Annotated in this window: 12 protein-coding genes; all 12 read left to right on the top strand. The window is 72.1% G+C overall.

The window, feature by feature from the left end; translation table 11 throughout:
• Positions 1 to 175: 175 nt before the first annotated feature.
• Complete coding sequence (locus CRM89_RS12420; RefSeq protein WP_060590082.1) at positions 176 to 511, top strand: YnfA family protein; 336 nt, start codon at positions 176 to 178, stop codon at positions 509 to 511.
• 290 nt (positions 512 to 801) lie between these two features.
• Positions 802 to 2,418: a cutinase family protein gene (locus CRM89_RS12415; RefSeq protein ID WP_098084062.1), complete on the top strand. Its 1,617-nt coding sequence runs from the start codon at positions 802 to 804 to the stop codon at positions 2,416 to 2,418.
• A gap of 56 nt (positions 2,419 to 2,474) precedes the next feature.
• Positions 2,475 to 3,410, top strand: a complete 936-nt coding sequence (locus CRM89_RS12410) for a hypothetical protein (RefSeq protein WP_098084061.1) — start codon at positions 2,475 to 2,477, stop codon at positions 3,408 to 3,410.
• Positions 3,411 to 3,425: 15 nt separating this feature from the next.
• The gene (locus CRM89_RS12405) at positions 3,426 to 4,301 is read left to right on the top strand and encodes a hypothetical protein (RefSeq protein ID WP_011210213.1); all 876 of its coding nucleotides are present in this window, start codon (positions 3,426 to 3,428) and stop codon (positions 4,299 to 4,301) included.
• Complete coding sequence (locus tag CRM89_RS12400; protein ID WP_011210212.1) at positions 4,298 to 4,969, top strand: hypothetical protein; 672 nt, start codon at positions 4,298 to 4,300, stop codon at positions 4,967 to 4,969. Before CRM89_RS12405 ends, CRM89_RS12400 begins: the two co-directional genes overlap by 4 nt.
• Positions 4,966 to 5,262 (top strand): hypothetical protein, encoded by a 297-nt coding sequence (locus CRM89_RS12395; protein ID WP_011210211.1) that lies wholly within the window; start codon positions 4,966 to 4,968, stop codon positions 5,260 to 5,262. Before CRM89_RS12400 ends, CRM89_RS12395 begins: the two co-directional genes overlap by 4 nt.
• A gap of 10 nt (positions 5,263 to 5,272) precedes the next feature.
• On the top strand, positions 5,273 to 5,545 hold the full coding sequence (locus tag CRM89_RS12390; RefSeq protein ID WP_011210210.1) for a hypothetical protein: 273 nt from the start codon (positions 5,273 to 5,275) through the stop codon (positions 5,543 to 5,545).
• Positions 5,546 to 5,559: 14 nt separating this feature from the next.
• Positions 5,560 to 6,159, top strand: coding sequence for a hypothetical protein (locus CRM89_RS12385; protein WP_228821946.1), 600 nt, complete (start codon positions 5,560 to 5,562; stop codon positions 6,157 to 6,159).
• A complete protein-coding gene (locus tag CRM89_RS12380) occupies positions 6,156 to 6,968 on the top strand; it encodes a hypothetical protein (protein ID WP_098084059.1) in 813 nt (270 codons plus the stop codon). The genes CRM89_RS12385 and CRM89_RS12380 overlap by 4 nt, the downstream gene beginning before the upstream one ends.
• Positions 6,969 to 7,003: 35 nt before the next feature.
• On the top strand, positions 7,004 to 8,473 hold the full coding sequence (locus CRM89_RS12375) for a hypothetical protein (RefSeq protein WP_041561160.1): 1,470 nt from the start codon (positions 7,004 to 7,006) through the stop codon (positions 8,471 to 8,473).
• Positions 8,470 to 9,960: an SCO6880 family protein gene (locus CRM89_RS12370; protein WP_011210206.1), complete on the top strand. Its 1,491-nt coding sequence runs from the start codon at positions 8,470 to 8,472 to the stop codon at positions 9,958 to 9,960. The genes CRM89_RS12375 and CRM89_RS12370 overlap by 4 nt, the downstream gene beginning before the upstream one ends.
• 399 nt (positions 9,961 to 10,359) lie before the next feature.
• On the top strand, positions 10,360 to 12,120 hold the full coding sequence (locus CRM89_RS12365; RefSeq protein WP_228790261.1) for a hypothetical protein: 1,761 nt from the start codon (positions 10,360 to 10,362) through the stop codon (positions 12,118 to 12,120).
• The last annotated feature ends 21 nt before the right edge of the window (positions 12,121 to 12,141 follow it).

Below are 12,141 nucleotides of genomic sequence, written 5' to 3'. Positions count from 1 at the left end.
CGAGACCATTCTGCCGCTGCGTCGTGGTGGACCGCTCCTCACCATTGTCTCCCGTTCCGCCGCGGTGGCGGCGGCCGGATGGCCGCTTCGGCGCTCGGGCCTGCGCTCGGGCGGTCGTTGCCGGACGGCCGCGGGCGGGGGCGGAGCCGGCGGACGGGGCGGTAGCGTGCGACCCATGACGGTCCTGCGGTCGCTGGTGTTGTTCGGGCTGGCGGCACTCGCCGAGATCGGCGGTGCCTGGCTGGTGTGGCAGGGCTGGCGCGAGCACCGGGGGCTGTGGTGGATCGCGGCCGGGGTGATCGCGCTCGGGGCCTACGGCTTCGTGGCCACCTTCCAGCCGGACCCGGACTTCGGCCGGGTGCTGGCGGCCTACGGCGGTGTCTTCGTGGTGGGGTCGCTGGCGTGGGGCGTGCTGGTCGACGGATTCCGGCCGGACCGATGGGATCTGCTCGGCGCGGGCATCTGCCTGGTGGGCGTCGCGGTGATCATGTACGCCCCGCGCGGCGGCTGAGGAGCCCGAGCCCCGCGGTGGCCGGACAGTTGGGATGCCGAGAATTTGCTGGAGCCGCGCCGCCGGTGCGGCGGGCGGTGACCGAAACCGCAACGCTCGGTTGCGTTCTCATGCATGGGTTCGGAAACTTGCCGGGTGGGATTCCCGGGCACGCCGCCGTGGATGGGGTAGTATTCGGCGTTTTGCGTAAAGTTTTCGCTGCTGTGCCAGTCATAGCCGGAATCTGTTACGGTCTATTGCGTTTCAGGGTCGAGGGTTGTTGCGGCAACGGGGACTGATTGCGAAGCGCTATGACTGGACAGGTGGCTGGGCTCGCGGGACTGGTGGTCGCAACCGCCGTCACCGTGGCTGCCGCGTATTCGGTTCCGGCGCACGCGCATGCGAATCCCGCTGCGCCGTCGACGAATCTGGCGATCGACGACTGCCCGGCCCTGTACGCGCTGGGAGTCCAGGGCACCGGCGAGTCCTCGCCCGACGCCGCCCCCACCACCGACACCGGCATGCTGTCGACGGTGTTCCGCCCGCTGCTGGCCCGCGCCGCCGAGCCCGGCCTGGTCGACCGTGCCTACGTCCCCTACGAGGCGAGCTTCGGCGGGTTCACCGACGGTGGCGCGGCGCCCTACGCGGAATCGGTCCAGGGTGGGTTGCAACGGCTGCGGACGATGGCGCGGCAGGTCGCCGACCGGTGCCCGGACACCCGCCTCGGGATCGTCGGCTACTCGCAGGGCGCCCACGTCGCCTCGATGTTCGCCCAGGAGGTCGGGCTGGGGGCGGGCGTGGTCCCGGCCGACCGGGTCGCCGCGGTGGCGCTGTTCGGCGATCCGACGCGGAACCCGAACGCCCCCCTGTTCCCCGGCTCGCCCGGCAAGCGCACTCCGGACCCGGCACCGGGCACCCACGGGCAGCGGCTGGCCGCGCTCCCCGCGCTGCCGCCTGCACCCGCGCCGGGCGGCGGCATCGGGCCCGAGCGCGACCGCGCCGCGAACTTCGCCGCCCTCACCGGACGGGTCGCGAGCTTCTGTGCCGCAGGCGATCTCGCGTGTGACGCCCCCGCCGACGCGCCGATCCTGCGCGCGGTGGCGAACATCGCGGGCCAGGCGCGGATCAGCGGCGGTGACCCGGTCACCGCGCTCGGCTCCATCGCCGAAGCGCTGGCCTTCACCTCGATCAAGACCGCCGCGGCGGTGGCCGAGCAGGACATCCAGGGCAACACCCCGGCCCAGTTGTCGCTCGCACCGGGCAAGTCGATCGCCGAGCGGATCGCCGACGCCTCCGACCCTCGCGTCCCACTCGACGTCGACGGCGCGCTGCGCGGGGTGCTGCGCGTGGGCCTCATCGGCTTCAACGCCGTCGTCGCGGTGCTCCGCACGGTGCTCAACCCCTCGGCCCTCACCGAACTCGCCACCGCGGGCCTGAGCAACCCGGCCGCGGGACTCGCGCTGCTCGGCACGAAACTGGCCGGAGCGGTACCGCACCTGGTGCCGCCGACCACGGTGTCCCGGCTCGTCACACAGGCCTACGACGCGGTCGTCGCCAGCGTCACCGACCACCGCGAACTGCTGGATCTGACCACCTGGGTGCGGTATTGGGACACCGCCCGCCGCCACGGTGCCTACAGCACCGCGACGGTCGCCGCCGACGGCGCGACGCCCACCCGTTACGTCGCCGACTGGTTCGCCGCCGTGGCCCGTGACCTGGCCGAACAGGGTGCGGGCGGTGCGCGGAGCAGTGGCGCCGGAATAGCCGGGGCGCCCGACGGCGCGTCGGCTACGCCGAATGCCGGGAGTGCGGGACAATTTCCGTTCGGGACAGGAGCCGATGGCGCCTCATCCGGGGGCGTGGCCTCGATTCCGCCCACCGTGCGACCCGGTACCACCGACCACAACTACCCGTTCTCCACGAACTGATCGCCGAGAGGTCCGACGATGCGACACCACGCGCCCGGCCCCGCGGGAATGGGGGAATGTTGAAGTCGTACAAAGATCTGTCCCGGTGGTACGACCCGCTCGAACCCGACACCGCCGCGCCGAGCGGGTCGCCCGCCGATCAGGACCGCCTCGAACCGCTCGACGACGAGGGACCGGCACGGTATCCGCACTACATTCGCGACGAGGATCCCGTCGAGGCGCGGGCGATCACCGAGGTGCCCGCCGACCTGCCGACCCGGCGCGCCGAGTTCACCGGCGGCTGGTCGGACTGGGTGGACGCGCCCGCCGCGGTGCGCGCGCCCGGCCCCGACGACGAGTTCCCCGAGCGCGGTGCCGACCTGGTGCGCTTCCCGTGGTCCGACGACGAGGACGACTACGACGACGATCCGTTCCCCGAACCCGCCCCGGCTCGGTCGTTGCGCGAGCATCCGGCCTACCGCCGCGGTCGCACGGTGGTCGTGCTCGTGATCGCGGTGCTGTTGCTGATCGCGGCCGCGGTGGGCGCGATCGTGTTGCTGCGGCTGTCGGCCGACCGGCCCGCCGCCGCACCCGCCACCGCGCCGATGCGGTTCACCGCGGGCAGCGCGCAGGCGGGCATCACCACCGGCTGTCCCACCGAACGCACCGACCGCATCGTGCGCAGCGCCGCGCCGGGCGGCACCACCTCCGGGCCCGACGCCGTGCTCGGCTTCCAATACGCCTACTACGTCGAACGTTCCGGCGAGCGCGCCAGGCAGTTCGTCGCGCCCGCCGCCGCGGTGCCCGCGGCAGCGGTGATCCAGCGGGGGATCGACTCGATCCCCGCGGGCACCACGCACTGCGTGCGGATCGCCGCGCTCGGCGACACCATGTACGCGGTGGAGGTCACCGAGTACCGGCCGGGCGGCGCGCCCGCCACGTACAACAAGCAGATGGTCACCACCGAGGTGATCGACGGCCGGGTGCTCATCGCGGGCATCGCGGCCGGATAAGGAGAGCTGAGAGCGATGGGAGAGGACTGGAGCCGCTGGCTCGACGAGGCGCCCGACCGGGGCGACCCGCCGAGCCGACAAGCGCGTTCGAAGGCTCCGGTGGTGCGGCTGCGGCGGCGCGGCGGTGACGGCGAGGCCGAGGGGTTCGGGCAGCGGCCGATCCTGGTGGTCGGCGGCTGCGGCGGTGCGGGCACGACGACGACGGCGCTGGGCATCGCGGGGGAGCTCGGCTCGGCGGGTACCCCGACGGTCGCGGTCGACGCGACCGCGGCGGGCAGCGATCTGGCGCTGCGGGGCGCCGACGAGCATCTGCACCCGATCAGCCTGCAGTCGTGGCTGTACGGCCGCGGCGACGACGAACCGGCGCCGCTGAAGGAATGCCTGTCGCGGGCGACCTCCGGCATCGGCCTGCTCTGGCGCGATGCCGCCCCGCTGCGCCGCCGCGCGACCTATTCCACCGTGGCGCGCGCGGTGGCCGACGCCGGGTACACGGCGGTCTACGACGGCGGCCACCCGATCGCGAGCAGACAGCTGCGTCCGCTGCTCTACGACGCCGATATCGCGCTGGTGCTTGCCATTCCGGCCCGCCCCGATGCCGCGAACCGGTTGCGGATGACGCTCGAATGGCTCGACGACGAGTTCGGCGAGGCCGCCGAGGGGCAGGGTGGCGGCATCGTGGGTGACACCACCCTGGTGATCTCGCACCAGGCGCCCGGCGACGACTCCCGGGTCGCCGATCATCTGCGCGCGCACCTGTCGGGCTGGGTCCGCGACATCCGCGAGATCCCCTACGATCCGCACCTGGCCCGGGGCGAGCTGGTCCGCCACGCCGACCTGGCGGCCGAGACGCGCCGGGCGTACGAGCGACTCGTGGCGGGGGTGGCATCATGACCGCCGCCATGAGACTTCGCCGCAAACTCGATCCGCGACCGGCCGGGGTGGTCGCCCCGCCGGAGTCGCGCCGCGCGCCGGTGTGGGACCGCCCGGTGCCCGGGGTGGGCCGGGCACCGCTGGTGTGGCTGCTCGGCGTGCACGGCGGCGCGGGCGCGACCACCCTGGCGCACGTGCTCGCACCCGCCGCGGACACCTCCCGGCGCTGGCCCGGGGTGTTCGACCGGGAGTCGCCGTTCGTGGTGCTGGTCGCGCGCGAGACCATCGCCGGACTCACCCGGGCCCACGACCTGTTGCGGCAGCACCACTTCGGCTTCGGCGGTCCGTCCGAGGTGCTCGGCCTGATCACCGTCGCCGCGCGGCCCGGCCGCATGCCCGCCGAGATCCGCCGCTACCGAGAGGTGGTCGGTTCGCTGGCCGGGCCGTTGTGGCAGGTGCCGTGGTACGAGGAGTGGACCCTGGTCGAGCCGGAGCAGCTGCCGATCTGGACGCCGGGCGACCCGATGCCCGAGCGCAAGCGCAAGATCGATCCGCTGGCCGAGGTACCGGTCGAGGTCCGCGAGCTGGGCGCTGACATCGTCGACGCGGTACGTGAGAAACTCGACAGCGGAACGGAATTCGCCGACGACGACATCACCTCTCCACCTTTCGAGAAAGGGTCCCGATGAGCATGTTTCTCCTGGCCGTACAGGACACCTACGGCACCGTGCTCGCCCAGGTCGGCAACCCGACCCCGGAAGCGCCTCCCGGATCGGAGAAGATCCTCCAGCTGGTGCGGTACCTGACCTGGTTCGTGCTGCTGTCGGGTATCTGCGGAATCATCTACGCCGGTGGCAAATTCGCGTGGGAGCGGTGGACGGGCGGCGGGCTCGAGTCCCCGAAGATGGTGGCGGGCGCGATGATCGGTGGCGTGGTGGCCACCAGCGCGGGCACCATCATGAACGCTGTCATCGGTACGTAGAGGTCGGGGAATGTCCACGCTGCGAAACCACGCCGAACTGCTGGCCTACAAGCGGATGCCTGCCGAGGTGCTCGAACCGCTGATGCAGCTGCTGAACTGGCTGCTGTGGTTCGTGCTGCTGGTGTGCCTCGCCTGGATGATCCTGTCCGCGGGCAGGTTGTGGATCGCCTTCCGCAGCGACCTGGCGGCCAACGATGCCTCCCACGGGGTGATGATGAGCCTCATCGGCGCGATCGTCGCGAGCACGGCCTCGGGCATCGCGCTGGCCTTCCTGCCGGCGTGAGCGTGGGGCGGCGGATGGGAACGGTGGGAATGGTGGGTGCGGTGCTGCTCGCCACGGCGACCGGCTGCGCGGACGAGGTGGCGGACGCGGCGCCCGACCTCGGATCGGCGCCGACCGAGGTGCGCTGGCAGTCGTACCGTGGCGTGGCGCTGCCACACGCCGCGCAGGGCCCGAACAGTGAAGCGGACGGCGCGGCAACGGGTTTCGCGCAGTCACCGCCCGGCGCGGCGGTCGCGGCGATCACCCACACGGTGCGCTTGTCGCTGGCCCCGGACGGTGTCTGGCCCGCGGTGCTGGCCCGGGAAGTGGTGCCCGGGCCCGCCCGCGACGCGTGGGCGGTGGACCGGGTGCGCCTGTCGATCACCGGCCCGGCCGACCCGGCGTCGGCGCCACGGCTGCTCGGGTACCGGATCACCGAGTACACGGCGCAGCGCAGCGCCGTCGACGTCTACACCACCTATGCGGACGGCTCCACCGCGGTGCACCACACCGTGGTGGAGTGGTTCGCCGGCGATTGGAGATTACGGCTGCCAGATCTGGAGACGACCGCACGCCCGACCGAGGCGGTCGCGGCACCACCCGGCGACATCGTGACATTGGAGGCACCGCAGTGAGTCAGAAGGAGCCGTACGCGCGTGACCGCGTCTCCTTCGGCGCGGTCGCGTCCGCGGCGCTGCTGGCGCTGATCGTCATCGCCGGTGTCGTCGTGTACATCACCCGCGACGACGATGCGGCCGAGGGCGCGCAGGCCGAGCTGGCCGCCACCGTCGGCGAGGGCTTCGCCACCCCCGAGGTGGACATCTTCGGCCGCCGCGTGGACATTCCGAACAACCCTGCCGGACAACCACTCCCGCAGGATCCCACGCTGCAGCGCACCCCCGAGGACGCCGACTGGCTCACGGCGCGCCCGGACGGCCTCGACCGCCCGCACGGTTGGCAGCGGGTCTACGGCGCCTCGGTGCCGTTCTCCACCTCCGACGGGCCCGCCCGGCTGGAGGAGGGGCAGGCCGTCGGTTACGCGCACACGCCTCAGGGTGCGGTGCTCGCGGCCGCGCAGATCACCTACCGGCTCAACGCCCGCCCGGCCGATCGGGAGCTGTACGTGCGCCAGGTGCGGGTGTCCGCCCAGCAGCTCGCCGCCTACGACCGCGCGCTCGAGGAGGATCGGCTGCCCGAGCAGCAGCCGGAACGGATCACCCGGTACTTCGTCGCGCCGGACGCCTTCCAGGTCGAGAGCTATGCCGACGACCTGGCCGTGGTCCGGTTCGCCTCGCGCGCACCGGCCGTCGACGGCAGACAGCTGTGGGTGGCGCTGCGGCTGGTGATGGTGTGGGAAGCGGGGGACTGGCGGCTCAAGCCCGCCACCGCCGAGGGCAGCCGGACCGAATACATCGAATCGCTTGCGGGGTGGACGACATGGTGACCACAGAGACGGCCGAGCCACGAGGGGTGCACACGATGGTGCGAAAACTCCTGACCATCCTCGCGGTGATCTTCACCGTGATGATCGCGACCCCGACGGTGGCCTACGGGCAGACCTACGGATTCGACGAGACCTGCAACGAGATCCACGACACCCTCGACGGTGTCGGCCTGCCCGGCATCTCGCTGGGCGATGCCGCCTCCGCGGTGTGCAAGGCGGGCAACGCCGCCTCCCATCCCGGCGACGCCGCCGACGCGGTGAAGGACAAGGCGTGGGATTCCACCTTCGGCAAGGTGGTCGACTCGCTGATGAACGGCCTCGGCGAGGCCATCATCCTGGCGTTGACGTTCTGGATGAAGGTGCCCAACGAGGCGGCCAGCGATTCGGGTTCGTTGTTCACCAAGATCAACGACTACACCTATCAGGTGCAGATCCTGCTGCTCATCGCCTCGGTGATCCTCACCGGCGCCCGACTGGCCGAGGCCAGACGCGGAGCCGCCGTGAGCGAGGCGGCCGAATCGTTCCGCATGTTCGCCCGGGTGGTGTTCAGCTCCTGGATGCTGGGCGCGGTGATCGTGGCGGGCACGCAGGCCTCCGACCGGTTCGCCGAGTGGATCATCAGCGACGCCACCAACGGCAACGCCAAGGACATGGCCGAGCTGATGGTGAAAACCAGCAAGCTGCAAGCGTTCTCGCCCGGCCTGGTGCTCATCATCGCGATCGTCGGACTGCTCGGCGCGCTCGCGCAGATCGTGCTGGCCATCGTCCGGCAGGGCCTGCTGATCATCGCCGCGGGTGTGTTGCCGCTGGCGGCGGCGGCCTCGGGCATGAACGTCGGCAAGCAGTCGTATCAGAAGCTGGTCGGCTGGATCATCGCGTTCATGCTCTGGAAACCGGTGGCCGCGATCGTCTACATGATCGCGTTCACCACCGCCGGGCACGTCGACGGGCTCACCTCGGCCACCTCGCTGCCCGAAGGCGAAGAGGCCCAGCGCATGCTGGTCGCGATCGTGCTGCTGTGCAGCGTGGCGTTCGTGCTGCCCGCCCTGATGCGCCTGGTCACCCCGGCGGTGGCGATCGTCGGCTCCGGCGGCTCCGGCCTCACCGCCGCGGGTGGCACCCTGGTGGCCGCGGCCGCCCTCGGTGCGATGGGCACCAAGGCGGTCGGCGTCAAGGGTGCGGCCGCCCCGGGTTCGGCCGGTTACGTATCCGGCAGCGGTGCCGGGCCGCGGCCGCCGGGTGGCGCGGGCGGCCGTGGCGGCGCGCCCCGGCCCACCCCGCCGCGCGGTGGCGGTGGCGGCGGCGCGAGCGGACAACCGCGCGCCTCCGGCACGCAGGGCTCGGCCGGAGTACCGTCCGGAGCTGCTGCCGCCGCGGGCCGGATCGGCGCCGCGCGTGCCGCCACCAGCGGGATGCGCCGTGCTGACGAATCGATGGGTGACGTGGCAGGGGACCGTTGGGCGAACCGCTCGCCCGACCTCGGGAGGAGCACCATTCCGCGATGACGATCAGCGACACCTACGAGCGCCGCTCCTACGGGCTGTGGCAGAAGCCGCGCAGCGCGGGCCTGTTCGGCCTGCGCTGGGAAGAGACGGTGATCGGCTTCGTCGTCGTGATCACCGCGCTGATCTGCGCGATGGTCGGCGGATTCAAACTGGGCCTGATCGTCGGCGGTGTCGGCGTGGCGGTGATGGTTCCACTGGTGTGGCGGACGGGGGGCCGCTCGGGCTACGAGACGGGATTGATGATGTTCAACTGGATGCGTTCGCGCAGTCGCGGCGAGCACGTGTACCGGGGTGGGCGGTTCTCCCGCATCCCGGGCGGGGTCACCCGGCTGCCCGGCCTGCTCGCGCCGTCGAAGCTCTACGAGGGCATCGACGCGGGCGGCTACAGCTTCGGCATGATCCACCTGCCGCAGTTCGCGCAGTACACCGTGGTCCTGCGGGCGTGGCCGCAGGGCCACGAGGCCGTCGACCAGCCGGTGATCGACCGCTGGGTCTCGGCCTGGGGCACCTTCCTCGCCTCGGTCGGGCAGACCAGCGACATCGTCGCGGTGGTGCCGGTGATCGACACCGTGCCCGAGACCGGCAACCGGCTGCTCACCGAGGTCTCCACGATCACCCGTCCCGAGGCACCGGATCTGGCCCAGCAGGTGATGTACGAGCTGGCCACCGAACTGCCGCAGGAGCGGGTGCAGCTGCTGCCGCGGGTGGCGATCACCTTCAAGGCCACCACCGCCGAACGCCGCAAGAACCCGGCCGAGGAAGCGGTCGAGATCGGCAGGCGGTTGCCCGGCATCTGCGCCGCGCTGGCCGAAGCCGGGGTGCGGGCGCAGCCGATGTCGGCCGACGAGGTGATCGCCTTCATCCGGCGCAGCTACGATCCGGCCTCGCAGGCGGACCTCGAGGTGGCCGCCTCCGAACCCGAAGGGCACGGGCTGGATTGGGCCGACGCGGGCCCGGTCTCGCACGACGAGAAGTGGGATCACTTCATCCACGACGGCGGCCGCTCGGTGACCTGGGAGATGGACGCCGCGCCCGAGGGGGCGGTCGACGAACGGGTGCTGCAACGCCTGCTCGCGCCCAATCCGGAGGTGCCGCGCAAGCGGATCGCGATCGTCTACCGGCCGCATTCGGCCGCCGACGCCGCCGAGATCGTCGACGAGGACTTCAAGAACGCGCTGGTGGCCCAGCAGAGCGAGCGCGGCGTGGTCTCGGCCGCCGCGACGCTGCGGGTCGGCGCCACCCAGCAGGCGCGCGAGGAACAGGCCAGGGGCCACGGTGTCACCCGCTTCGGCGCGCTGGTGACCATCACCGAGCCGCTGCGCGGCGACCTGCCCCGCATCGAGGCCATCACCCGCGACCTGTCCACGCAGGCGCGGTTGAAGATCCGGCGGTGCTACCGCTACCAGGCGGCGGCCTTCGCGGCCTCGCTCGGCTGCGGTGTCATCCTGCCGGAGCACGCGACCATTCCGAAGGCATTGGCGGGGTGAGCTGGTCATGGCACGCGAACACGAACCACCGGTGCGCGAGCGGGGCAGGCGCGCGGACCCGGACGAGCGCGCACAGTGGGCGCGGCCCTACGACGAGGACGAGATGGGACCGCCGCGCCGCCGCGACGACGGTTCCCGCCCCCGCAGGCCCGCCGGTGACGCCGCACGGGTGAGCGATCGCGCACGGGAGGCGCCGCGCCGTCCGCGCCCCGACCACGCGCCGGGCGAGCGGCCGGCGCCCGAGCGCGGCCGGGCCACCGGCGAGCGCCGCACCGAGGCGCCGCGGACCAGGAGCGGGGGCCGTCCCGCCGCCGAGCGCACCGGCCGCACCCCGCGCCCGACGGCGCGCGCGGCGGGCGACCGGCCCGGCCCAAGGCCGACCACACCGCCGACCGGGCGATGGGTGCCCCGCGCACCGACAAGGCCGCGCGCCGCGCGAAGGCCCGCGCCGACAAGCGCAAACAGTCCGGCCCGCCGCTGCTCGACGACGCGACCAGGGCGAGGCTGGAGGCCGTCAGCCGGGAGGGCGCCGGCCTGCGGGCGGCGTGGGCGAGTTTCCGCATCCGCACCGACGACATCCGCCGCCGCAACTACGCCGCACGCGCCGAGCAGACCATCGAGGACGGCTTCGACCGCAGCACCGCCCAGCTCACCGACCGCGGCTACGCGGGCCCCGGCGGTGGCCGGATGAACGTGGTCGGCCGCCCCGTGGAATACCGCGCCACCACAGCCCAGGTCGCCGGACTGTGGCCGTGGTCGGTCGGGGCGGGCGCGCCGCTGATCGGCACGCCGCTGGGCTCGCACCTGCACACCGGCGCGCCGGTCTGCTTCGACCCGATGAACTGGTTCCTGCGCGGCAGCTTCATCACCGCGCCGAGCCTGTTCGTGCTCGGCCTCAACGGTTTCGGCAAGTCCTCGCTGGTGCGCCGGATCGTGCTGGGCGGCATCGCGCAGGGCATCACCCCGCTCGTGCTGGCCGACGTCAAGCCCGACTACCGCAAGCTCGTCGAGCTGGTGGGCGGCCAGGTCATCGACCTCGGTTACGGTCACGGCAAACTCAATCCACTGGCGGCGGGCGTGCTGGGCGCGGTGGTGCCGCGGCTGGAGGAGTTCCCGGCGTTGCAACTCCAGGTGCTGCAGGACATCCGGGCCCGCCAGGTCACCCTCATCGCGGGTCTGGTCGAGCTGGTGCGCGGCGCCCGCGTGCGCGACTACGAGGAGACGCTGATCTCCACCGCGCTGCGCATTCTGTACCAGCCGGGCAGCGGCTACACCCCGGACAAGCCGCCGATCATGGAGAACCTGCTCGAGGTGATCGTCGCGGGCGGCGAGGAACTCATGCTCGACGCCGGCGCCGACGACCCGGCGGAGTACCAGGTCGCCATCAAGGGGCTGCGCCGCTCGCTCCGCGCGCTGACCCAGGGCCCGTTCGGCGCGGTCTTCAACGGCCAGACCTCGGTGCCGATCGACACCGACTCGGTCGCGGTCTGCATCGACGTCTCGCACATCCCGACCGGCGACAAGAAGCTCAAAGCCGCGGTCATGCTGGCCTGCTGGGCCGACGGTTTCGCCTCGGTGGAGGCGGCGCACGTGCTCGCCGACGCCGGACTCGGCCCGCAGCGCTATTTCCAGGTCGTGATGGACGAACTGTGGCAGGTGCTCGGCCTCGGCGACTTCATGGTCGACCGTGTCGACGAGCTGACCCGCCTGCAACGCAGCATCGCCACCGCGTTGATCATGATCAGCCACACCATCAAGGATCTGCAGGCGCTCGGCACGGAGGCCGCCATCGCCAAGGCGCTGGGCTTCCTGGAACGCGCGCGCGCGAAGATCTTCGGCGCGCTGCCCGCCGAGGAGGTCAAACGTCTCGACAGCACGGTGCCGTTCACCGCCGCCGAGGAGGAGATGGTGACCAGCTGGTCGGCGCCGCAGGCCCTCACCGGTGAGGCGCTCAAGCCGGGCCAGGTGCGGCCCTCGCCGCCGGGTACCGGCAAGTTCCTGTTGAAGATCGGCGAGGATCGCCGCCCGGGCATACCGTTTCAGATGGAATTCACCCAGTCGGAGAAAGAGAGCGGAATTCACGAGACCAACCAGCGTTTCAGTGAATTCACCGAATCCACCACGCGCGGTGGCGAGTCCCCGAACGGAAGCGCGGCGTGAGATTCGGCGGGAGGAGTGCCG

Origin of the sequence: Nocardia sp. FDAARGOS_372 (genome assembly GCF_002554515.1) — a bacterium.
In the GTDB taxonomy this organism is placed as follows: Bacteria; Actinomycetota; Actinomycetes; order Mycobacteriales; family Mycobacteriaceae; genus Nocardia; species Nocardia farcinica.
Note: the sequence above shows the minus strand (reverse complement) of the source record. Positions and strands in the feature narration are given on the sequence as shown.

Coding starts and splice junctions, on each gene's coding strand:
- CRM89_RS12405 (WP_011210213.1), top strand. CDS start 3,426: ATGGGAGAGGACTGGAGCCGCTGGCTCGACGAGGCGCCCGACCGGGGC.
- CRM89_RS12370 (WP_011210206.1), top strand. CDS start 8,470: ATGACGATCAGCGACACCTACGAGCGCCGCTCCTACGGGCTGTGGCAG.
- CRM89_RS12375 (WP_041561160.1), top strand. CDS start 7,004: ATGGTGCGAAAACTCCTGACCATCCTCGCGGTGATCTTCACCGTGATG.
- CRM89_RS12385 (WP_228821946.1), top strand. CDS start 5,560: ATGGGAACGGTGGGAATGGTGGGTGCGGTGCTGCTCGCCACGGCGACC.
- CRM89_RS12365 (WP_228790261.1), top strand. CDS start 10,360: ATGGGTGCCCCGCGCACCGACAAGGCCGCGCGCCGCGCGAAGGCCCGC.
- CRM89_RS12415 (WP_098084062.1), top strand. CDS start 802: ATGACTGGACAGGTGGCTGGGCTCGCGGGACTGGTGGTCGCAACCGCC.
- CRM89_RS12410 (WP_098084061.1), top strand. CDS start 2,475: ATGTTGAAGTCGTACAAAGATCTGTCCCGGTGGTACGACCCGCTCGAA.
- CRM89_RS12400 (WP_011210212.1), top strand. CDS start 4,298: ATGACCGCCGCCATGAGACTTCGCCGCAAACTCGATCCGCGACCGGCC.
- CRM89_RS12395 (WP_011210211.1), top strand. CDS start 4,966: ATGAGCATGTTTCTCCTGGCCGTACAGGACACCTACGGCACCGTGCTC.
- CRM89_RS12390 (WP_011210210.1), top strand. CDS start 5,273: ATGTCCACGCTGCGAAACCACGCCGAACTGCTGGCCTACAAGCGGATG.
- CRM89_RS12420 (WP_060590082.1), top strand. CDS start 176: ATGACGGTCCTGCGGTCGCTGGTGTTGTTCGGGCTGGCGGCACTCGCC.